The sequence below is a fragment of the Actinoplanes sp. NPDC023936 genome, from assembly GCF_040639325.1.
Taxonomy (GTDB): domain Bacteria; phylum Actinomycetota; class Actinomycetes; order Mycobacteriales; family Micromonosporaceae; genus Actinoplanes.
The window spans coordinates 408,271-428,903 of the sequence record NZ_JBEZZR010000001.1 but is presented as its reverse complement, the minus strand read 5'-3'; the positions used below and the strand labels follow the sequence as shown (position 1 = coordinate 428,903).

Annotated in this window: 21 protein-coding genes and 1 pseudogene; 6 read left to right on the top strand and 16 right to left on the bottom strand. The window is 73.0% G+C overall.

The window, feature by feature from the left end; all coding sequences use genetic code 11:
- Positions 1–722: 722 nt before the first annotated feature.
- A complete protein-coding gene (locus tag AB0F72_RS01870; protein WP_360423513.1) occupies positions 723–1,754 on the bottom strand; it encodes a S1 family peptidase in 1,032 nt (343 codons plus the stop codon).
- Between the two features lie 242 nt (positions 1,755–1,996).
- Complete coding sequence (locus tag AB0F72_RS01865; RefSeq protein ID WP_360423510.1) at positions 1,997–2,545, bottom strand: winged helix-turn-helix domain-containing protein; 549 nt, start codon at positions 2,543–2,545, stop codon at positions 1,997–1,999.
- A 141-nt stretch (positions 2,546–2,686) separates the two neighbouring features.
- Here AB0F72_RS01865 and AB0F72_RS01860 point away from each other — a divergent pair, with 141 nt between their 5' ends.
- Together AB0F72_RS01860 and AB0F72_RS01855 are read left to right on the top strand one after the other, a co-directional pair.
- A complete protein-coding gene (locus tag AB0F72_RS01860; RefSeq protein WP_360423506.1) occupies positions 2,687–3,205 on the top strand; it encodes a flavin reductase family protein in 519 nt (172 codons plus the stop codon).
- 11 nt (positions 3,206–3,216) lie between these two features.
- On the top strand, positions 3,217–3,699 hold the full coding sequence (locus AB0F72_RS01855) for an NAD(P)H-dependent oxidoreductase (RefSeq protein WP_360423502.1): 483 nt from the start codon (positions 3,217–3,219) through the stop codon (positions 3,697–3,699).
- A gap of 21 nt (positions 3,700–3,720) precedes the next feature.
- Here AB0F72_RS01855 and AB0F72_RS01850 read toward each other — a convergent pair whose 3' ends face one another.
- Genes AB0F72_RS01850 through AB0F72_RS01835 form a run of 4 tightly spaced genes read right to left on the bottom strand, consistent with a single transcriptional unit; the run spans position 3,721 to position 8,087 of the window.
- Positions 3,721–5,355 (bottom strand): S8 family peptidase, encoded by a 1,635-nt coding sequence (locus AB0F72_RS01850; protein WP_360423499.1) that lies wholly within the window; start codon positions 5,353–5,355, stop codon positions 3,721–3,723.
- 39 nt (positions 5,356–5,394) lie between these two features.
- On the bottom strand, positions 5,395–6,024 hold the full coding sequence (locus tag AB0F72_RS01845) for a response regulator transcription factor (RefSeq protein ID WP_360423496.1): 630 nt from the start codon (positions 6,022–6,024) through the stop codon (positions 5,395–5,397).
- Positions 6,021–7,163 (bottom strand): histidine kinase, encoded by a 1,143-nt coding sequence (locus tag AB0F72_RS01840; RefSeq protein ID WP_360423493.1) that lies wholly within the window; start codon positions 7,161–7,163, stop codon positions 6,021–6,023. The genes AB0F72_RS01845 and AB0F72_RS01840 overlap by 4 nt, the downstream gene beginning before the upstream one ends.
- Before the next feature lie 6 nt (positions 7,164–7,169).
- A complete protein-coding gene (locus AB0F72_RS01835; protein WP_360423490.1) occupies positions 7,170–8,087 on the bottom strand; it encodes a hypothetical protein in 918 nt (305 codons plus the stop codon).
- A gap of 111 nt (positions 8,088–8,198) precedes the next feature.
- Here AB0F72_RS01835 and AB0F72_RS01830 point away from each other — a divergent pair, with 111 nt between their 5' ends.
- From AB0F72_RS01830 to AB0F72_RS01820, 3 genes are read left to right on the top strand one after another with little or no spacing between them, the layout of a single operon-like run.
- Positions 8,199–9,680, top strand: a complete 1,482-nt coding sequence (locus AB0F72_RS01830) for a hypothetical protein (protein ID WP_360423488.1) — start codon at positions 8,199–8,201, stop codon at positions 9,678–9,680.
- Positions 9,677–10,369 (top strand): nucleotidyltransferase family protein, encoded by a 693-nt coding sequence (locus tag AB0F72_RS01825; protein ID WP_360423485.1) that lies wholly within the window; start codon positions 9,677–9,679, stop codon positions 10,367–10,369. Before AB0F72_RS01830 ends, AB0F72_RS01825 begins: the two co-directional genes overlap by 4 nt.
- Positions 10,370–10,403: 34 nt before the next feature.
- Positions 10,404–11,192, top strand: coding sequence for a pectate lyase (locus tag AB0F72_RS01820; protein WP_360423482.1), 789 nt, complete (start codon positions 10,404–10,406; stop codon positions 11,190–11,192).
- Here the strand turns inward: AB0F72_RS01820 and AB0F72_RS01815 are convergent.
- The 4 genes and pseudogenes from AB0F72_RS01815 to AB0F72_RS01800 form a co-directional block, all read right to left on the bottom strand.
- A complete protein-coding gene (locus AB0F72_RS01815) occupies positions 11,183–11,419 on the bottom strand; it encodes a hypothetical protein (protein WP_360423479.1) in 237 nt (78 codons plus the stop codon). The genes AB0F72_RS01820 and AB0F72_RS01815 overlap by 10 nt on opposite strands.
- A 31-nt stretch (positions 11,420–11,450) precedes the next feature.
- A complete protein-coding gene (locus AB0F72_RS01810) occupies positions 11,451–12,341 on the bottom strand; it encodes a DJ-1/PfpI family protein (protein ID WP_360423477.1) in 891 nt (296 codons plus the stop codon).
- Between the two features lie 7 nt (positions 12,342–12,348).
- Complete coding sequence (locus AB0F72_RS01805) at positions 12,349–12,933, bottom strand: isochorismatase family protein (protein ID WP_360423474.1); 585 nt, start codon at positions 12,931–12,933, stop codon at positions 12,349–12,351.
- A 69-nt stretch (positions 12,934–13,002) separates the two neighbouring features.
- A pseudogene (locus AB0F72_RS01800) lies at positions 13,003–13,440 on the bottom strand (DUF6194 family protein); the annotation flags it as partial.
- A gap of 129 nt (positions 13,441–13,569) precedes the next feature.
- On the opposite strand from AB0F72_RS01800, the gene AB0F72_RS01795 reads away from it, so the two are divergent.
- A complete protein-coding gene (locus tag AB0F72_RS01795; RefSeq protein ID WP_360423821.1) occupies positions 13,570–14,400 on the top strand; it encodes a MerR family transcriptional regulator in 831 nt (276 codons plus the stop codon).
- Here the strand turns inward: AB0F72_RS01795 and AB0F72_RS01790 are convergent.
- The 6 genes from AB0F72_RS01790 to AB0F72_RS01765 form a co-directional block, all read right to left on the bottom strand.
- Entirely contained in the window at positions 14,379–14,810 is a 432-nt protein-coding gene (locus tag AB0F72_RS01790; RefSeq protein ID WP_360423471.1) for a PRC-barrel domain-containing protein, read from the bottom strand. The two genes, AB0F72_RS01795 and AB0F72_RS01790, sit on opposite strands and share 22 nt — an antisense overlap.
- A 146-nt stretch (positions 14,811–14,956) precedes the next feature.
- Complete coding sequence (locus tag AB0F72_RS01785) at positions 14,957–15,928, bottom strand: sugar kinase (protein WP_360423468.1); 972 nt, start codon at positions 15,926–15,928, stop codon at positions 14,957–14,959.
- On the bottom strand, positions 15,925–16,569 hold the full coding sequence (locus AB0F72_RS01780; RefSeq protein ID WP_360423465.1) for a bifunctional 4-hydroxy-2-oxoglutarate aldolase/2-dehydro-3-deoxy-phosphogluconate aldolase: 645 nt from the start codon (positions 16,567–16,569) through the stop codon (positions 15,925–15,927). Before AB0F72_RS01780 ends, AB0F72_RS01785 begins: the two co-directional genes overlap by 4 nt.
- A 43-nt stretch (positions 16,570–16,612) precedes the next feature.
- Entirely contained in the window at positions 16,613–17,173 is a 561-nt protein-coding gene (locus AB0F72_RS01775) for a hypothetical protein (RefSeq protein WP_360423462.1), read from the bottom strand.
- Between the two features lie 47 nt (positions 17,174–17,220).
- Complete coding sequence (locus AB0F72_RS01770; protein WP_360423459.1) at positions 17,221–19,821, bottom strand: BTAD domain-containing putative transcriptional regulator; 2,601 nt, start codon at positions 19,819–19,821, stop codon at positions 17,221–17,223.
- A complete protein-coding gene (locus AB0F72_RS01765; RefSeq protein ID WP_360423456.1) occupies positions 19,802–20,191 on the bottom strand; it encodes a winged helix-turn-helix domain-containing protein in 390 nt (129 codons plus the stop codon). Before AB0F72_RS01765 ends, AB0F72_RS01770 begins: the two co-directional genes overlap by 20 nt.
- Between the last annotated feature and the right edge of the window lie 442 nt (positions 20,192–20,633).

Here is a 20,633-nt window from a genome sequence, read left to right as displayed (position 1 = left end):
GCTCTCGGGCGGAGCGTGCCCTGGCGGTGCCGTCGAGAAGCTCGGCCCGAACAAATCGCGATTTATCGCATTTGTCGCCTAGCCGGTCGGCTCGCCAGGACGAGCACCCGGCATTGGCGTCATCCGAGCCGTAGCCGGCGCAGGTTGAACGGCTTGATCACAGGGCTGAGCTACGGCCCGGCGGTCCGGGCCGTAGTCCACGCAGCCAAAACGCCGGCGGAACCTGCGCCGGCTACGGCTCGCATCCTCGAGCCGTCGCCCACGCAGCCAAAACGCCGCCGGAACCTGCCCCGACTACGGCTCGCACCGCCGAGCCGTCGCCCACGCAGCCAAAACGCCAGCGAAACCTGCGCCAGCTACGGCTCGCATCCCCGAGCCGTCGCCCACGCACCCAAAACGCCAGCGAGACCTGCGCCAGCTACGGCTCGCACCCCCGAGCCGTCGCCCACGCAGCCAAAACGCCAGGGAGACCTGCGTCGGCTACGGCTCGCGTCTCTTCGGGCCGAGGGGGCGCGGGGGCGACACGGGGCGCGGCGATGACACGGGGCGCGGGTGGGGTGGGGGTGCGGGGGCGCCGGGGCCGGCGGCTTCGGGCGCCGGCGGGAGGGGCGTCAGGGGTGGAGGGGGCGGGACTGGGTGGGTGCGGTGGGGGACTGGTGGGACGCGTACCCGGAAAAGGTCCGGCGCCCCCGTGCGGGGACGCCGGACGATGGTGGGGATTGTCAGTAGACCGAGACTCCGTAGGCGTTCAGGGCCTCGACCACCGGCTGGAAGTAGGTGGTGCCGCCGGTGGAGCAGTTGCCGGAGCCGCCTGAGGTCAGGCCGTGGGCGGTGCTGCCGGAGTAGAGCGGACCGCCGCTGTCGCCCGGCTGGGCGCAGACGGTGGTGCGGATCAGGCCGGAGACGGAACCCTCGGCGTAGTTGACGGTGCTGTTGAGGGCGGTCACGCGGCCGGAACGGGTGCCGGTGGTGGAGCCGCGGCGGTAGACCGTGGCGCCGACGGCGGGGGTGGATGCGGACGCGATGTCGATGTTGGTGCCGACGCCGCCGGTCTTGGTGATCGACGTGTTGGTGTAGCGGACGATGCCGTAGTCGTTGCCGGGGAAGCTGCTGCCGGCCGTGGTGCCGAGGGTGGTGGAGCCGTTGTTCCAGCTCGAGGAACCACGCGTGCAGTGACCCGCGGTCAGGAAGTAGTAGGTGCCGGCGCTGTTGCGGACGTTGAAGCCGAGCGAGCAGCGGCCGCCGCCGGAGTAGATCGCGTCGCCCCCGGAGATCTTGATGGTCATCTTGCCGGCGACGGATTCGATGCGGGCGGTGTCGCCGAGCTTCGCGACGGTGGCCTTGACCGCGGCGAGTTTCGCGCCGGTGACGGTCTCGTCGACGCTGACCACGACCTGGTTGCTGACCGGGTCGATGGCGAACGCGGTGCCGGGGGTCTTCAGGGTGGACTTCAGCGTGCTGTCGGCGGCGGCCAGGGTGGCGCCGCTGCGAGCGACGTAGCGCACGGTGGCACCGGCCGCGCGGGCCTCGGCGGCGGTGGCGGCGTCGGTCACGTTGACCACGAGTTTGCCTGCTGAGTCCAGGTAGGACCCGGCGTCACGGGTGCCGAGCTTGGAGTCGAGAGCGACGGCGAGGGATGAGGCGTCAGCGGCGGGGGCGGCAGAGGCGGGGCCGGGCATGGCGGCCAGTCCGCTGCCGACGAGCACGCCCACGGCCAAGCCGACGATCGGCCGGCGCAGCTTCGGGTTGAGCACGGTTCCTCCCAGGGGGACGGGTAGGTCTGGTGCACCGGTCAGGCGCACCCGTGCTCGCTAGTATTTAAATCGATCAATGCGCTGGCAAGGGTGCCGACTCGATCACCTAAAGGTGATCAACTCGTGCATGAGCAGGCGAAACGACCGCTCCATACCGTCGGCCTATGACCCTTTCGGGATGAATGACCGATGAATAATGTGAGCGGTCGTCTCAGCGCGGCAACAACATCGACACACGGATGTCACCGATCCACGACGGTGATCGGCGCGTCGTCGGCGAGCCGGTAGCCCAGTCCGTACACCGTGGTGATCAGCTCCGGGTCGTCCAGCTTGGTGCGCAGGCGGCTCACGTGGACGTCGACCGTCCGGTTCGTGGTGTGCCGGTGACCCCAGACGTGGGTGAGCAGCTGCGACCGGCTGAACACCTGACGCGGGTGCCGGGAGAGGAAGAGCAGCAGGTCGTACTCCAGGCGGCTGAGCTCGAGCAGCCGGCCGTTCCGGAACGCGGTCCGCGCCCTCGGGTCGAGCTGGATCTCGCCGTCCGTGCGCGGCGCCGGCACTGCCGGGTCGAGCTCGACGGCGGCCGACGCGCCGGCCGCGTCGACCAGCTCGCGAAGCGCGGCGAGCACCCGCTCCCGGCCGCCTGCGCCGCCGCTGATGCTGATCGTCACGGTGACGGGAGGCTCCTCGGCGCTCTCCTCGGCGGGAAGCGACGGCAGCGGCGGCACCGGTCGCAGCAGGACCGGGCGGGGGTATGCGGCGTGCGGATGAGCGACGGCCAGAGCGGACATCTCGGCTCCTCAGGGTGTGATCGGACCAACAGGTGGCGCCAACGATTGCGGGCAGCGCAGAGCAAGGATACATTTCCTATCTGTTAGATAGGTATCCCGCATCGCAGTGGCGGGCGTCTCAACACCACCGAGGGGGACCTCATGACCGTCAGCTCGCTCGTGGACGCCGATCTTTTCCGCACCCTGCTCCGCCGGCACGCCGCCGCCGTCGTGGTGATCACCGCGCCCGGCGACCGGAAGCAGGGCGACGAGCAGCCGGCCGGCTTCACCGCGACCTCGTTCACCTCGGTCTCCCTGGACCCGCCGCTGGTCTCCTTCTGCCTGGCGCACAGCGCGTCGGCCTGGCCCGCCGTGGCGGCCGCCGACGTCGTCGCCGTGCACGTGCTCACCGAGGAGCAGGAGCACGTGGCGCGGACCTTCTCCACCCGGGGCATCGACCGGTTCGCCGCGCACGGCGACTGGGAGACCGGCCCCGGCGGCGTTCCGCTGCTCGGCGGTGTCCTCGCTCGCCTGGTCTGCCGGGTGGTCCGGCGGGTCGAGGCCGGCGACCACACGATCGTGCTGGCCTCCCCGGTGGCCGGCGCGGTGCACGACAACCTCGCGGCGACGCCGCTGGTCTACCACGACGGCACCTATCACAACTTGCGGAAAGCCGCCTGAAAGGACATATCGTGACGGGCATCCTGGTGATCTCCGGCAATCCCCGCGCCGGTTCACGCACCTCCACCCTGGCCACCGCCGTCGGCGCGGCGATCGCCACCCGGATCGGCTCTCCGGAACCGCACGTGATCGAGGTCGGCGATCTCGGCGCCGGGCTGCTGACGCCGGGCGACGACGCGACGAAGGCCGCGCTCGCCGCCATCGCCGACGCGAACCTGCTGGTCGTCGCCACCCCCACCTACAAGGGCAGCTACACCGGCGTGCTCAAGGTCCTGCTGGACCAGCTGCCGGCGCAGGCCCTCGCCGGCAAACTCGCCGTTCCGGTGGTGACCGCCGGCGTGGCGCCGCAGGCCACCGCCGCGGAGGCCCTGCTCCGCCAGCTGCTGGTCGAGCTCGGCGCCATCGCGGTCCGGCCCGGCCTGCCGGTGGTCGAGGCCGACCTCGCCGAGACCGCGGAGATCGCCCAGAAGTACGCGGCGGCGCTCGACTGGTGAGGCCCCTCGACTGGTGAAACCTCAGCCCACGGTGAGCGTGTAGGACCGCGTCGCCGTGCCGCCGGCGTCGTCGGTGAACCGCAGGGTGAAGGTGAACGCGTCGCCCGTCGTCACGTCGGCCCAGCCCTCGATCACGCCGGTCGCCGGGTCCAGGTTCGCCCAGTCCGGCAGCGCGCCGGACTCCAGCGACCAGGTGCCGGCCCGGCCGTCCGCCACGGTCAGCTCCGCGTGGTAGTAAACGTCGGCGGACGCCTCGGGCAGTGACGTCTCCACGATCCGCGGCGCGCTGGTCACCACCGGGATCACCACGCGGCGGGTCACCGACTGCGGCACGTAATCGGTGAACCGCACGGTCACCGTCCGGTCGCCGGCCGCGGTCGGCGTGCCGGAGACGACCCCGGTGGAGGAGAGCTTCAAACCCGCCGGCAGGGTGCCTGCCGCGAGCTGCCAGGCGCCGCGCCGGCCGCTGCCGAGCGCGAGCTTCGCCGTGTACGGGACACCCACGGTGGCCCTGGCCGTCCGCGAGGTCGTGATCGCCGGCGCCTTCGGCGGGGCCGGCACGAAGAGCAGCCGGTCGGGTGACCCGGCGCGCGAGGTCACCCTGCCCTTGGTGGCGTCCGCGACCAGCCGGTTGCGAACCTGCGCCGGGGTGAGCCCGGGGCTCGCGTCGAGCAGCAGCGCGGCGGCGCCGGCCACGTGCGGCGCGGCCATCGAGGTGCCGCTCCAGGTCGCCTTCGCGGTGTTGCTCGCCGCGGTGGCCGAGGTGATGTCCACGCCCGGCGCGAATAGGTCCACGGCGCTGCCCCAGTTGGAGAACGACGCCCGCTTGTCCTTCCGGTCGGACGCGGCCACGGTGATCGCCTCGGGCACGCCGGCCGGGCTGCCCAGCGCCGCCTCGCTGTTCTCGTTGCCGGCCGCCGCCACGAACGTCACGCCGGACTCGATCGCCTCGCTAACCGCCCAGTCCAGCGCCGGGCTCCAGCCGCCGCCGAGGCTCATGTTGGCCACCGCCGGGTGGACCGCGTTCGCGGTGACCCAGTCGATGCCGTCGATCACGTCGGAGAGGGTGCCCGAGCCTTCACAGTCCAGCACCCGGACGCTGACCAGCTTGACCTTCTTGGCGACCCCGTACGTGCTGCCGCCGATCGTGCCGGCCACGTGGGTTCCGTGGCCGTTGCAGTCGTCCGCCCGGCCGTCCCGGCCGACGAAGTCGTAGCCGTACGAGGCCCGCCCGCCGAACTGCCGGTGGCTGGTCCGGATGCCGGTGTCGATCACGTAGGCGTGCACCGTGTTGCCGTCCGCGGACGGCTTGTAGGACTTCGACAGGGTCCGCCCGCGCTGGTCGGACCGGTCCAGGCCCCAGGTGGGGTTCTTCTGGGCGCCGGTGAGACGCAGCACCCGGTCCGGCTCGACGAAGCGGACGGCCGGGTCCGCGGCGAGACGCCTGGCCTCGGCGGCGGTCATCTGCGCGGCGAACCCGGGGTAGCCGGCGAACCGGTGCAGGATCCGGCCGGGCGCGCTGCCCAGCGTGCTGACCTGACCCTGGTGCTGGAGCGTCACCACGTACCGGCCGGTGGCCGCTGCCTGAGCCGGGTCCGGCGCGACGATCGAGGTGGCGGCGGCGAGAACGGCCGCGGTCAGGGTCCACTTACGCATGCCCCGCGAGATCGGACGAATCCGGCGGGGGTTGAGCGATCATTGGTTGCGGACGGCTAGCAGAGCGAGTCGTACCCGGTTCGGGCTGCCGGTCTTGGTCATCAGCGCGGTGATGTGGGTCTTCACGGTGGTCACCCCGATGTGCATCCGCTCGGCGATCTCGGCGTTGCTCAGGCCCTCCCCGACCAGGCCGAGCACCTCCTGCTCGCGCGCGGTCAGCCCGGCGATCCGGCGCGGTTGTTCCGGCTTCGCGTCGACCGCCCGCCGCACCAGCCGGCGCAGCACCTCCTGGCTGTACGGGCTCTCCCCCGCCGCGGCCTGCCGGATCCCGTTCAGCAACTCGGCCGGCGGGGCGTCCTTGAGCAGGAACCCGCACGCGCCGGCCTGCAACGCCGGGTAGAGATGGTCGTCGTCGCCGAACGTGGTCAGCACCAGCACCCGGGCGGCCGGGCGCTCGCCGACGATCCGGCTGGTCGCGGTGATCCCGTCCACGCCGGGCATCCGCAGATCCATCACGATCACGTCGGGCGCCAGCCGGGCGGCCAGCTCGGTCGCGGCCCGGCCGTCGCCGGCCTCACCGACCACCTCCAGGCCGGGCTCCGCGTCGCAGAGCATCCGCAGACCGGCCCGGACGAGTTGCTGGTCGTCGACGAGCAGCACCCTGATCATGAGTTCTCTCCCGGTAGCACCGTCGCAACCCGCCAGCCGTGCTCGTGCGGCCCGGCCCGCAGCACACCGCCGAGCACCTCCACCCGCTCCCGCATCCCGGTCAGGCCGTGGCCGCCGCTGGGCGGCATCTCGATCGTGCCGGAACCGCCGTCGTCCACCACCTCCCAGTGCAGGGCAGTGTCGATCACATGCACGTTGAGCTGGGCTTTCGCCGAGGCGCCCGCGTGTTTGGCGACGTTGGTCAGGGCCTCCTGGGTGAGCCGGAGGACAGCCAGGCCGCGGACCGCGTCAAGGGCGCCGACCGCCGGATCGATCTCGGCCTCGACGATCACGCCGGCGCGCCGGGCGGTCTCCACGGCGCCGTCGAGCGCGGCGGGCAGGGCGGACGGGTCGATCGCGGTGAGGGCGGCGTCACCGCGTACCCCCTCGGGGTGGCGAAGCACGGCGACCAGCCGGCGCAGATCCGCCAGGGCCGCGGTCCCGGTCCGGTGGACGTCGTCGAAGACGGCGTCCACCTCGGGTTCCAGATCCGGCAGCACGTGCCGCGCCACACCCACCCGGAGGACCATCGACGCGACGTGGTGGGCGACCACGTCGTGCAGTTCCCGGGCGATCGCGCTGCGCTCGTCCGCGCGGGCCGCCCGCTGCTCGGAGAGAGCCCGGCGCTCGGCCTGCACGCTCAGCTCGCGGGTGGTCCGCACGACAGTGCCGATGAGCACCGGGAGCCCGAGGTTGATGCAGAGACCGACCAGGTTCTCGGTGAGCGAGCCGGTCCGGTGGAAGATCAGATAGACGCCCGCGACCAGGCCGACGCTGCCCCAGAGATAGCGGGCACGCGGCGCCCAGAGCGCCACCTCGCCCAGCGACCACGCCGTGCCGACCTGGTTGATCGTGACATCGTCGAGCACCCGCAACGCCACCGCGAAGAGCGCCGTCTGCACCAGCAGGTTGACCATCGGACGGCGGTGCAGCAGCAGGCCCGAGGCGAACGCCGCGACCGCGAGCGCCCACTGCGGACCGGCCACCGGCACCCCGGTCTCCCGGGGCGCCAGCAGCAGGTAGACCACGCCCGAGGTGTTCAGCAGCAGCATCCGGGTGAACGTGTCCCGCACGTCGAAGAAACGCCCCGGCCGGCCCATGGCTGCTCAGCTTAGAGGCTTGCGAACGACGAGGCCGACCGCGACGGCGGTCACCGCGGCCAGGGCCGCGAACGCGATCAGGGTGAGCCCGTCCGGCCGCAGCAGCGGTTGCGCCCGCAGCGCCTGCCAGGTCAGGAGCAGCACGAGTACGGCGTAAGCGCCGCCCCCGACGAACACGAGCCGGGTCCGCTTCACCGGGTCGGCGACCAGCCGGCCCAGCAGCAGGGCGAGGAGCGGCAACGCCTGCAGCGCGTGCAACCCGACGAAGTGGCCGATCCGCAGGTCGCCGCCGGTGGTGCTCCACCCGGTCACCGGCATGCCCGGCCCGCCGTCCGGCACTCCCACCGCGTGCGCGCCGGGAGCGGTCGTAGTGCCGCCCTGCATGGTCATCAGGAACGCGACGGCCATGCCGAGCAGCGCGACCAGCAGGCCGAGACGGATCGCCCAGGCGATCGCCCGGTCCGGGATCCGCTGCCGCAGCGCGGTGATCGCGATCAGCAGATGTGCGAAGAAGAGGACCATGATGGACGTGCCCATGGCCGACCAGAGCATCGCGTCCAGCGGCGTCGCCACGTTGTAGTGGCTGGTCCGGCCCCGGATCACCTGGAACACGATGATCGCCAGCTCGGCCACGGCGACGCCGACGATCACGACGCCGGCCCACTCGGCGGGCCGGCTGCGGCGCGGCAGGATCGACAGCGTCCAGGCGAGCGTCCCGGCGTAGACCACGAACGAGACGGCGAACTTGAACGGCTTGAGCCAGATCGGCACGCCGGTCAGGATCCGGGGATCGGTGAAGATCCCGACGGCGGCGACGACAGCGAGGACCGCCGACGCGGCGGTGAGAGCCAGCAGCGCCCGGTTCCAGCGCGCCTGGGTACGCAGAGCTTCCGGCGGCGGTGCGGGTAGATCGATCGTTGTCATATCCGCAGCGTCCCGCCGCGGGACCGCCGGATCGCCCGACCGGGGGCCGCCGTTGCGGCCAGTCGTCGGAGGCCTTCTCCTCCCCTGGTAGGAGACCGCCATACTGGCCCGGTGATCCCCCACACCGACTTCCCCGCCGACGACTCCGGGCGGCGCAGCAGCAACTCCTTCGGCCGGTCCGTCGTCGCCGACGCGCTGCGCGCCGCCGACCCGGCCGCCGCGGCGGCCGCCGAGCGCGAGACCGACTGGCGGCGCGGCTACCTGCGCCACTTCCGGGCGCTCGTCGAGGCGGGGCTCGCCGCCGACGGGTCGGCCGCGTACGAGATCGCCGAAGCCGGACTGGCCTCGGTGCAGGCGCGGATGCGGTTCCGCCGCGACGACGGGGAGTTCACGCTGGCGCAGGCGCTGATGGCGCAGCCGGACCGGCCGCTGGAGACGGTCACCGTGGCCGGCACCGGGGCCGCCGAGAAGGAGCTGGCCGTGCCGTACCACGGCGACCTGCTCCGGGGTGACTCCCTCAAACGGCAGCTCGACGTCTGGGTGACACGCGGCGTGATCGAGGAGTCGGCCGCCGCCGCGGTGCGGGAGGTGCTCGCCAACCCGGACTGGCTGGACCTGAGCGACCAGCGCCTGGTCACGTTCGGCGCGGGCTCGGAGATGGGGCCGCTCGCGTCCGTCCTGAGCTGGGGCGGCACGGTCCTCGCCGTCGACCTGCCCCGCCCGGACCTGTGGGAGCGCACCGCCGCCCTCGCGTCGCAGTCGGCCGGCCGGCTGCTCGCCCCGCTCGCCGCCACCACCGGGCCGGTCGCCGACCCGGTGGACGTCGCCGACGCTCACCCGATCCCGCAACCGGTCGCCGGCGTGCCCGGCGCCGACCTGCTCAGCGACCTGAGCGCTGTCGCGCAGTGGCTGCTCGGCTTCGACGAGCGGCTCATCCTCGGCAACTACGTCTACGCGCCGGGCGGGGCGTACCCCAAGCTCGCCGCCGCGCTGGACGCGCTCGCTGTGCACCTGCGCGAGGAGCGGCCGGACACCGCGCTCGCCTTCCTCGCCACGCCGACCGACGTCTACGGCGTGCCGGGCGAGGCGGTCGCACAGAGCCGGGCGCGGTTCGCCGCCCGGTCCCGGCGGGCCCGGACCGGCGCGCTGCTCTCCGGCGGGCGGCTGATGCGCCCCAACTACCTCGCCGACCTCGAACCCGGCATCAGCGACAGCCTGGTGCCACAGCAGGGGCCGAACTACGCCCTCGCAAAACGCATCCACCGCTGGCGGGCGACTGTCGCGCGCCGGGACGGGGTGGTCAGCTTCACGGTGGCGCCGCCGACGCGTACCCGGTCGGTGGTCAGCAACCGGCTGCTGGCCGCCGCCTACGCGGGCGCGCACCTCTTCGACGTGGAGATCTTCGAGCCGGCGGCCGCGAGCCGCCTGATGGCCGCGCTGATGGTGCACCAGATCCGTCGCCCCCGGCCGGCCGATCCGGCCGCGTGGCGGGACGAGGCGACCGGAGCGGCACACGGCGGGCTGTGGCGCGCCGCCTACCACCCGAGGACGGCGCTGCCGCTGGCCGCGGTCCGCGGGTTCCTGCCCCGGTGAGCGTCGCGGGGCTGGTTCTGGCCGCCGGGGCCGGCCGCCGGTACGGGATGCCGAAGGCGCTCGTCGCCTACCAGGGCCGGCTCCTGGTGCAGCGCGCCGCGGACACCCTGCGGGAGGCCGGCTGCGACCGGGTCCTGATCGTCCTGGGCGCGGCGGCCGAGCGGGTGCGCGCTCTCGTTCTTCCGGACACCGGGGTCGGCCCGGACTGGGCTGTTCCGGACACCGTGGTCAACCCCGACTGGGCTGTTCCGGACACCGGGGTCAACCCGGACTGGGCTCTTCCGGACACCGTGGTCAACCCCGACTGGGCGACGGGCATGGGCTCCTCGCTGCGGATCGGGCTCACCACGCTCGCCGGTACCGACGCGATCGCCGCCGTGGTGCTGCTCGTCGACATGCCCGGGGTGACCGCCGAGGCGGTCCGCCGGATCATCGCCCACGCGACCGAGGACGCCCTGGTGATGGGGGGTTACGGGGACCGCCGGGGGCATCCGGTGCTGCTCGGCCGCGACCACTGGGACGGGGTGGCCGCGAGCGCGACCGGGGATCGCGGGGCGCGGGACTATCTGCGTACCCATGAGGTCCTGGTCGTTCCGGTCGGTGACGTGGCCGACGACGAAGATCTCGACGAGCCGGGCAACTTTCCGAGCAACCTTCCGAGCAACCTTTCCGTGCCGAACGACCACTGACCCTTCGACAACACCCTCGAAGGAAGGCTGGATCGTGTTCGACAATCTGCGGAAGCGGTGGCGTGCCGGCGTGGTGGCGGTGGCCGCCCTCGGTCTGGGTCTCGGCGCTGTGGTCTACACCCAGGGCGCCTCGGCCGCGTCCTGGCCGAGCGCTACCGGCACGGTCAAGGTCAGCGCCAGCAAGGCGGTCTCCGGGACGCTCGACGGCGGCCTGAAGCGGTACGTCGGCAGCGGCGCGCTCGGCGGCGACTCGCAGGAGGAGGGCCAGGACCCGCTCTTCGTGCTCGCCGACGGCGCGGTGCTGAAGAACGTCATCATCGGCTCGCCGGCCGCCGACGGCATCCACTGCAAGGGCTCCTGCACGATCCAGAACGTCTGGTGGGAGAACGTCGGCGAGGACGCGGCCACGTTCAAGGGCGGCTCCAGCGCGAAGTACACGGTCACCGGCGGCGGCGCCAAGTCGGCCGACGACAAGGTGTTCCAGCACAACGGCGGCGGCACCCTGACGATCAGCGGCTTCCAGGTCAGCGACTTCGGCAAGCTCTACCGGTCCTGCGGCAACTGCTCGACGCAGTACAAGCGCTCGGTCGTGGTGAAGAACGTGACGGTCACGGCGCCCGGCAAGAGCATCGTCGGCATCAACACCAACTACGGCGACACCGCCACGCTCTCCGGCATCACGATCACCGGTGACAGCAAGAAGAAGATCTCGATCTGCGACCGCTTCACCGGCAACAAGACCGGCAAGGAGCCGACCAAGACCGGCAGCGGCCCGGACGGCACCTACTGCAAGTACACGACCTCGAACATCACCTACAAGTAGGTCGCCAGCTCGCCCAGCGTGCTGATCCGGTGCGACTCCTCGGCCGGTCCGGTCCCGGACCGGCCGAGGTGCACCGCCCGCAGCCCGGCCGCTACCCCGAGATCGTCGGGAGTGAACACCTGTGCGATGTGGCTCAACCCGATCCGCTCCAGCTTGCCGCGCTGCTGAGCGGCGCTGCCGTTGGTCGGCACCGCGACCGCCAGGCCGGCCCCGGCAGCCGAGGCCACCGCAGCGACCGCGTCGCCGTACGCCGCGAGATCACCCCACCGGGGTACGGGCGCGCAGGCGGCGCAGCATGCGGGCGTCCCCGAAGCCCACGGCACGGGCCGCCGCCTCCACCGTGGAGCCGTGCCCGATCAGATGCTCGGCGCGCTCCAGCCGGAGCTGCTGCTGGTAGCGCAGCGGCGTCTGCCCGGTGGCCGTGGTGAAGAGGCGGGTCAGCGTCCGCTCGCTCACCCCCGCCGCCGCGGCCAGCTCGGTCAGCCGCAGCGGCTCGGTGAAGCCGGCGTCGATCCGGTCCTGCACCCGGTGCACCACGTCGCTCAGATGCGACCGGTGCCGCAGCATCGCGCTCTCCTGCTGGTCGTCGCCGTTGCGCCGGGCGTAGACCACCATCTCCCGGGCCACCTGCGCGGCCACCGCCGGGCCGTGCCGCAGCGCCACCAGGTGCAGCGCCAGGTCGATGCCGCTGGCGATGCCGGCCGAGGTGACCACCCGGTCGTCGGCGACGTAGAGGACGTCACGCAGCACGGTCGCCGCCGGGTAGACGCGGGCCAGCCTCTCCTGCAGGTCGTGATGCGTGGTGCAGCGGCGGCCGGCCAGCAGGCCGGCCCGGCCGAGCGCGTCGGCGCCGGCGCAGACGCTCGCGACAGTGCCGCCGGCGGCGTGATGCGCGGCGATCCGGTCCAGGGTCTCCGCGCCGAACCAGCCGTACCCGTCCCGCCAGCCGGGCACCACGACCAGATCCGCGATGTCCAGCTCCGGCCACTCCAGCGACGCCTGCAGCGCGACGCCCTGCCAGGTCGGCACGGACGGCTGCTCGGCCACGTACGACAGCTCGTAGCCGGGCGCCGTGGAGAAGACCTGCGCCGGGCCGGCCAGGTCGAGCAGATGCACCTGCGGGGTCAGGACGAACACCACCCGGCTCACGATCCGGTCACCCCCCGATGATCTCCTTGACGGTCTTGACGGTGGCGAACCGGCCCTCCAGGACATACCTGGTCCGGGACACCACGTCCTCGGCGGAGAGCGTACGCGGGTCGGCCAGCAGCTCCGCCACGCTCTGGTCGGCGGGAGCGTCCCAGTGCGGGATCGGGAAGGTGGCGGTGGCGTCGACGGCGTAGGTGACGTCGTACCCGAGGTCGGACGCGACCCGGGCGGTGGTCTCCACGCACTGCTCGGTGCGCAGCCCGCAGACGGTCACCGAGCGCACCCCGGCGACGGTCAGCCGATGCTGCAGGTCGGTGCCGGTGAACGCGTTGTGCACGTATTTCACCAGCAGCGGCTCGCCGTCCGCGGGCCTGAGCTCGTCCACCACCCGGACGAACCCGTTGACCGGGTCGAACACGCCGCCCGTCCCGGGCTCCGCGTGCACCGCCCAGACCACCAGGTCACCGGCGGCCCGCGCGGCGTCCACCAGCAGCCCGACGTTCGCCACCACGCCGGGGTTGTCGACCGTCTGCCAGAGCGGCCGGGCCCGGAACGATTCCTGTACGTCGATCACGATCAGCGCGTTTGTCATGCCCTCGATTCAACGTGCCGCAGGCAGCGGCGAGTAGACACCATCGGGACCGGTGGCGGACCGATCCGGTCAGGCCCGGCGGTGCTGGCGGGCCGCCGATCGGGCACGCGCGTGCTCCAGCAGGCGGTCGATCTCGGACGCCGTGACCGGGCCCGGCTCGACCACGCTGCCCCACCCCTGCACGCCGTAGGCCGGGTGCGGGACGAGCCGGTCCGGGGCCGCGAAGTCAATTTCCGGCCGCCGCCCGGCCAGTTCCTCCGGGCCGAAGCCGAACACCCGCCGGAACTCGTCGCGGCCCAGCTCCAGGTTGAGCCGGTAGGCGCCGGGCCGGTCCAGCCGGGACTCCTCGTCGAAGCCCGGCACGTCGTGCCCGACGATCGTGGCGAACGGGCGCATCCGGTCCTCGCCGGCGAAGAAAAAGCGGTCGCCCCAGGTGTACTCCGGCATGCCGGAATCGGGCTCGATCCGGGTCATCGACACACCCGGCAACTCCAGGATCCGTGCGGCCAGCCCGGCCGCGAGGTCGCCGCCAGCCATCTCAGCATCAACCATGACCTTCACCGTATCGTTGAATCACCCGGTGAACGTTGGTCCACCGCTACGCTCAGGGAGGGTGTGCTGAAGTCTCAAACCAGGATGCACCGGCCCGCGGACCTGGCCCGGGCGCACGGGCTCTCCGCGCAGGCCGTGCGCAACTACGAGCGTGACGGGTTCCTCCCGCCGGCCCGGCGATCCGCCACCGGCTACCGGCTCTACACCGACCAGCATGTGCGCGCGCTGAGCGCGTTCGTCGCGCTTGCCCGGGGGTACGGGCACAGCGCCGCCGCCGAGATCATGCGAGCCGTCAACCGGGGCGACCGATCCTCGGCGTACGCCGCGATCGACCGTGCCCACATCCTCCTGCAGCGTGACCGGGAGACGCTGGCCTCGGTGTCAGCAGCCTCGGTGTCAGCGGCCTCGGTGTCAGCAGCCTCGGTGTCGGCGGCGGTCGGCGTGCTCTCGTCCGCTCCGGCGAGCCGAACCCACCGCGGGCCGGTCACCGTCGGCGTCCTCGCGCACCGGCTCGGGGTCACCCCTGCCACGCTGCGCAAATGGGAGCGGGCCGGGATCCTCTCGCCGGCCCGCGACCGGTTGGCCCGGGTCTACTCCGCCGCGGACGTCCGGGACGCCGACCTGGCCCATCTGCTGCGCCGGGGCGGCTATCTGCTCGACCACATCGCGTCGGTGGTGCGGCAGGTCCGCTCGGCCGGCGGGCCGGAGCCGCTCGCCGCGTCACTGGCCGGCTGGCAGGAGCGGATCGACGACCGGGCACGGCGGATGCTGACCGGCGCCGCCCAGCTGAGTTCCTACCTGGAGCTCGTTGATCAGGCGGGACTTTCTGATCACCCCGAAACAGACGCTGCCCCGCCCGTGGGGGTTACGGGCGGGGCAGCGGTCGGTGGCGATCAGCGCGGGAAATCGCGGTAGTTGCCGGTGTAGTAGTCACCGACCTGATCGCGGTACTCGGGCGTCTCGAAGGTGTCCTTGTCGTACTCCGGAGAGCTCTTGATCTGCTCCTTCGTACGGTCCACGTAGACCTTGCGCTCGTCGTGATCGATGGTCTGCACCGTGCCGGCCGGAAGAATCACCTTCCGCCCGAAGATCCACGGTCCGGTGTCGACCACCAGGTAAGCGCTGCCGACGTCGTAGCTGGCCTGGTCGATGGAGCCGATGTGACCGTCGGTCGCCTCGACCTTGAACCCGACCAGATCCACGCCGACCCGCCCGGTCTCGTCGACGCTCTCGATGCCGTCGGGGTGGATGCCGGCGGGTTCGGTAGTGCTGCCCGCCAGAGCCGGATCGCGCCACGTCCACGGGGTGAACGGCGTCGGTTGCATCACGGCCTCCTCACATCGATGAATGTGCCGCTGACCATTCGGTACCCGTGCCGTCCGCCGATGAAACGCCCGCCCCAGCGAATGGCCCAGCGAATAGCCCGGCGATCGACCCGGCGAATGGCCCAGCGATCGACCCGGCGATCGACTCAGCGATTGATGTCCCCACCGGAGAGTGCGGCCAGGTCAGCGCGATCCGGCAGGCCCTCGCAGTCACCCGGAACGGTGACAGCGAACGCGCCGGCCGCGATCGCCGTGCGCAGCCGGTCCGGAACCGCCGCGCCCGCCAGCCGCTCCGCTAGGTAACCCGCCACGAACGCGTCCCCGGCACCGACCGGATCCACCGCGGTCACCGCGAGGGCCGGCAGCGAGTGCCGCTCCCCGCCGATCGACGCGACACAACCCCGTGCGCCGTCCTTGACGATCACCTCGGACGGACCGAGCTTCGCCAGGCCGTCGACCGGATCCGCGGAGTCGGTGAAGATGGCCGCCTCGTCCGGTCCGGCGAACACCACGTCGGCCCGGCTCACCAGGTCGCGCAGCACCGGCGCCGCGTCGAAACGGGACCACAGCTTGCTCCGGTAGTTGACGTCCACCGAGACCGTCACGCCGGCCGCCCGGGCCGTCTCCACGGCCGAGAAGACCGCCGCCCGGCAGGAGTCGCTCAACGCCGGTGTGATGCCGGTGACGTGCAGGATCTCCGCGGCCCGGAGCTCGGCCTCGGGCACGTCGGCCGGGGTGAGGCGGGAACCGGCACTGCCCGCCCGGTGGTAGTCGGCGTGGATGAACTGGCCGGACCGCCGGTAACGGATCATCAGGCCGGTGAAGGACTCGTCGGGGACGGCTATCACCCGTACCCCCGAAGAGCGCAAGCGGGCCGCGATGAGCGCGCCCGTCGCGTCCGGGCCGAGCCGGCCCAGCCAGGTGGCGTCACCACCGAGACGTGCGACACCGATCGCCACATTGCTCTCCGCCCCGGCCAAGCCGAGGGCGAACGAACGGGCGTGGTCGAGCGTGCCGATCCCGTCCGCGACGAAGATCCCCATGGACTCGCCGAACGTGAGGAGCCCGGTCTTGAGCGGCCCGGTCTTGAGCGGCCCCGTCTTGAGTGGCCCGGTCATGAGCGCGCGTACCGCACGGCGTCGACCGCGTGGCGAGCACGGACGGCCAGCTCCGTGAGGCTGCCGCCGCTCGCCGCGTCACCGATCAGCGGGCCACCGACGCCGACCGCCACCGCTCCCGCCGCCAGCCACTTCGGGATGTCGTCGAGGGCGACGCCGCCGGTCGGCAGGACCCGGACGTCAGGCAGCGGCCCGCGCAGATCCTTCAGGTACGCCGGACCCAGCCCACCGGCCGGGAACAGCTTGATCAGCGGCGCGCCGGCCCGGTGCGCGGCGTAGACCTCGGTCGGGCTGAACGTGCCCGGATAGAGCGGCACGCCGGCCGTGATCGGCACCGACACCGGCGACACCAGGAAGGTGGCGCCCGCGTCCACCGCCGCCTTGGCGTCGTCCTCGGTCAGCACCGTGCCGGCGCCGATCCGCACGGTGTCCGGCAGCTGGCGGCAGAGGCCGGCGATCGCCTCCAGGGCGCCCTGCGAGGTGAGGGTGATCTCGAGAGCCGTGATGCCGGCGGCGACGAGCACGTCGGCGACCGCGGCGAACATGGTGGCGCTCGGCGCCCGCAGGATGGCGACGAGACCGGAGTCGGCGATGGCGGCGGAGACAGGATCGAGGGGAACCGAACCGTTGAACGAAGTCACACGCCGATCCTGCCCGATGCCACCGCCGGGGAGAAAGGCGCTCTCAGCCCCGGTCCGACTCCGGCGTGCCGACCAGCCTGCGGCGGAACCCGTTCATCGCCACCGGTTCCGGCGCGGCCGGCGGCCGGTCGGTGATCTCCAGTTCCTCGCGCACCGCCGCCTCGAACTGCTGCATCACGAGCGGGACCTGGGCGAGCAGCTCCCGGAAGTGCGTGCGGGGCTCGACGCCCACCACACCGGCCGGGTTCATCTCGCTGTGCAGCCGTTCCAGCTGGAGGTGGACGGCGAGGGCGGCCGAGCGCACCGGGCCGGAGGCGAGGAGCCGGACCGGCATCAGGGCGGGGCCGACCTCATCGAGATAGTTGAGGACGGTCGGCGGTTTCTCACCGGCGTCGTACGCCGCGCGGAGCCGGTAGGTGGCCCGGTCGAACGCCGTCAGCAGCTGGACATAGGCGGCTCTGCGCTCGTCGTACCACTGGCGGGTGCGGCGGCGCCGGTGACGCAGCGCGTTGTTGCGGGCGGCGGCGAGGTGCGCGGCCGCGGCCCCGGCAAGGGCGAACACGACGGCGACCAGGGGAAGGCCCCACCACGGGATCTGAGACACGCGCTAACGGTATCGACCCGGGGCCCGGCCCGCTGTCAACCACACCCCTATCGGTGGCGGACCCGCGCGAGCGCCGCATCGATCGCCCGCGCCGCCTCCTCGGTCACCCCCGCCGCGCCGAGCAGCGCCCCGCGCCGGGTGATCTCCGCCACCCGGCCCGCACCGAGCCGCTCCGCGGCCGCCGCCCGCGCCCGGTCCCGCCGCGCGGCCTCCGCCGGGTAGACCGCGGCCTGCGGCAACGCCGCGTCGAGCAGCACCGCCGTCTCGTCCTCACCCACCCGCACCAGCAGCACCACGAGGTTGCGCAGGGCGGCCGCCCGGAGGGTGTCGTTACCGGCCCGCCGCCACAGTCGCAACACGTCCCGGAACGCGGCGAGGGCCACGGCCGGGTCGCCGTGCCGGCTGCGGATCGCCACCGCGGCCGAGCCCGACGCCGCCTGGAACAGCCGGTCGTCGACGGTCCCGGCCAGTGTCTCCGCCTCGGCGAGCAGGTTCAGCGCCGCCGCCGGGTCGAGATCGCCGAGGGCCTCGCCGAGCCCGTACCGCGCCTCGGCCCGCGCGCCCGGATTACCGGTGCCGTCGGCCAGCTCGACCGCCGCGCTCGCCACCTCGACCGCTTCCGCGCTCCGGCCGGACCAGGCCAGGACCAGCGCCTCACCGGTCATGCCGGAGACCCGGGCGACCGGTTCGCCGTCCATGGCCCGGTAGTGGGCGAGCGCCGTCGCGGCGTCGCACTCGACGAGCGCGACGTCACCGAGCACCTCGTGGGCGGGCGCGCCGGGCGGATCCGCGGCGGTGGCGAACCGGCGGGCCTCGGCCAGGTCACCGCGACCCCAGGCGTGCGTGGCCGCGGCGGCGAGGGCGTCCGCGCGGACAGCGGCGGGAACTCCCGGCGCGTCGGCTTCGACGGCCCGGCCCCAGGCCAGCACCTCGTACTGCTGGCACCGGTAGCCGTACCGGTACATCGCCGCCGCCAGCCGGATCCGCACCGGAGCGTCCCCCCGGGAGTAGGCGAGCCTCAGGTCGGGCAGGAGAGCGTCGATCTCCCGTACCGCGGAAGCCTGATCAGCCCCCCGCATGCGGGAGTCGAGCTCCTCGGCCGCGGCGGCCATGGCCGCCGCGTGCCGCTGCAGGATGCCGGTGAACTCGGCGGCGGCGTGCCGCACCGGCCCCGCCGCCAGCCCGGCGCCCGCCTGCTCCAGCGCGTAGGCCCGCACGGTCTCCAGCAGCCGGAACCGCCCGGCCCCGTGCCGCACCACCAGCGACCGGTCCACCAGCCCGGCCAGCAGCCCGGCGATCCGGGCCCGGGGCAGCCACTCGTCCGCGGTCACCGCCTCCGCCGCCGCCACCGTGAACCCACCGGCGAACACCGCGAGCCGCCGCAGCAGTTTCGCCGACGCTTCGTCGAGCAGCGCGAACGACCACTCCACCACGGCCCGCAACGTCCGATGCCGCGGATCAGCGCCCCGGCGGCCCCGGTCCAGCAGGTCCAGCCGGTCGTCCAGCCGGGCCACCAGCTCATCCACCCCGAGCGCCCCGGCCTGCACCGCCGCCAGCTCGATGGCGAGCGGCAGCAGATCCAGCCGCGCCACGATCTCCCCCACCGCGGCCGACGACGGCACCCGGGCCCGCTCACAGAACAACCGCCCGGCCGCCTCCGGACTCAACGGCCCGAGCCGCAGCACGCGCTCGCCGTCCACCCGCAGGCTCTCCTGACTGGTCACCACCACGCGCACCCCGCGCAGCGCCTCGGCCAGCTCGGCCGCGGCCCCCAGCACATGCTCACAGTTGTCCAGCACCACCACCGGATGCCGGGCCGCGGCCTCCGCGATCACCGCGAGCGGCACGTCGTGCGGCGTCATCCGAGCACCCACCCCGACCGCGACCGCCTGCAGGAAATCCGCCTCCCGCACATCGGCCGCATCCACCCACGCCACGCCGGGCCACGCCCGCACGGTCTCCGCCACCAGCCGCGTCTTGCCCACCCCACCCGGCCCGACGACGCTGACCGGACCCGAGCCCGGACCCGGACCGGGCCTCGGCGCAGACTCGGGCTCGGGCTCGGCCAGGAGTCGCTCCAGCTGCTGCCGCTCACTCTCCCGGCCCAGAAAAGACGAATACCGCAGGGGTACGCGCAATGCCAGGTCCCGTGGCACCCCCGCGACCCGGGTGGTGGGTTGCGCCCGTGCCGCCGGTTCCGGGCGGAGCTGCCGATCACGCAGCAGTGCCTGCTGCGCTCCGCGAACCCGCTCGGACGGATCGAGCCCCAGCCGCTCGATCACCGCGGCACAGTGCCGGCGCAGCGTTTCCAGAGCCTCGCTGCGGCTACCGGCGGCGGCCAGAGCGGTGGCCATCTCGACCGCGCCGTCCTCCCAGCAGGGGTCGGCGTCCGCGGTCTCCCGCAGCCGGTCAGCGGCGATCGTGGGGTCGAGGGTGCGGACATGTCGCACTAAAGCGGCACGATAGAGGGTGGTCAGGCGGGCAGCGATGCCTCGGAAGGGCTCCCCGGGGAATTCGGGCAGTGGCACTCCCCGCCACAGCGAAACCGCCTCCGCCTCGGCTCCCCCACCGTTGCCGCGGCCGCCGCCGTCGTTGCCGTCGCTCCGGGCGCCGTCGCTCCGGGCGCTGTCACTGCGGGGGGCCGTCACTGCGGGGGCCGTCGCTGCGGGGGCCGTCGCTGCGGGGGCCGTCGCTCCGGCTGTTGCGGAGTAGCGACTCGAAGCGAAGTGCGTCGACGGCCTCGCGGGGGACGTGCAGGCAGTAGCCGGCCGGTTCGTGCGTGATCAAGGTGGCCGAGCCGAGCCGGGCCCGCAGGCGCGCCACATGGGACTGCAGAGTGTTGCGAGCCGACCGGGGTGGATCCTCCGGCCAGAGCGCGTCGATCAGCTCGGACACCCCGACGGGCTGCCCGGCCCGCAGCGCCAGCAACGCCAGCACCGCACGCTGAGACGCGCCGGCCACCGAGACCAGACCATCGTCGCCCTCCACTTCGAAGGGACCCAGCACCCGGACGAACACGCCCCCGACCGTAGGCCGCCCCACCACGTCCGGCGCAACCCACAAAGAGCCAAAACGCTGAAACCCGACTCACTACCCGCACGTCGGTGTCACAAGCGCCCCCACCCCGGGCCAAGCCGCGAGCCGTCGCCCAGACAGGCAACCACGCCGTTTAGCCTGCACCAGCTACGGCTCGCGGCGGTCGGCCGTAGCCCAGCCAGGCAATCCCGCCGTTTAGCCTGCACCAGCTACGGCTCGAGCCCGCGAGCCGTCGCCCAGACAGGCAACCACGCCGTTTAGCCTGCGCCAGCTACGGCTCGCGGCGGTCGGCCGTAGCCCAGCCAGGCAATCCCGCCGTTTAGCCTGCACCAACTACGGCTCACAACCGCGAGCCGTCGCCCAGACAGGCAACCACGCCGTTTAGCCTGCACCAACTACGGCTCACAACCGCGAGCCGTCGCCC

Bases quoted from the DNA above. Each gene is read 5' to 3' on its own strand.
- AB0F72_RS01865 (WP_360423510.1), bottom strand. From the start codon at position 2,545: ATGTCCGCTCTGGCCGTCGCTCATCCGCACGCCGCATACCCCCGCCCG.
- AB0F72_RS01860 (WP_360423506.1), top strand. From the start codon at position 2,687: ATGACCGTCAGCTCGCTCGTGGACGCCGATCTTTTCCGCACCCTGCTC.
- AB0F72_RS01850 (WP_360423499.1), bottom strand. From the start codon at position 5,355: ATGCGTAAGTGGACCCTGACCGCGGCCGTTCTCGCCGCCGCCACCTCG.
- AB0F72_RS01845 (WP_360423496.1), bottom strand. From the start codon at position 6,024: ATGATCAGGGTGCTGCTCGTCGACGACCAGCAACTCGTCCGGGCCGGT.
- AB0F72_RS01840 (WP_360423493.1), bottom strand. From the start codon at position 7,163: ATGGGCCGGCCGGGGCGTTTCTTCGACGTGCGGGACACGTTCACCCGG.
- AB0F72_RS01835 (WP_360423490.1), bottom strand. From the start codon at position 8,087: ATGACAACGATCGATCTACCCGCACCGCCGCCGGAAGCTCTGCGTACC.
- AB0F72_RS01805 (WP_360423474.1), bottom strand. From the start codon at position 12,933: ATGACAAACGCGCTGATCGTGATCGACGTACAGGAATCGTTCCGGGCC.
- AB0F72_RS01795 (WP_360423821.1), top strand. From the start codon at position 13,570: ATGCACCGGCCCGCGGACCTGGCCCGGGCGCACGGGCTCTCCGCGCAG.
- AB0F72_RS01790 (WP_360423471.1), bottom strand. From the start codon at position 14,810: ATGCAACCGACGCCGTTCACCCCGTGGACGTGGCGCGATCCGGCTCTG.
- AB0F72_RS01785 (WP_360423468.1), bottom strand. From the start codon at position 15,928: ATGACCGGGCCACTCAAGACGGGGCCGCTCAAGACCGGGCCGCTCAAG.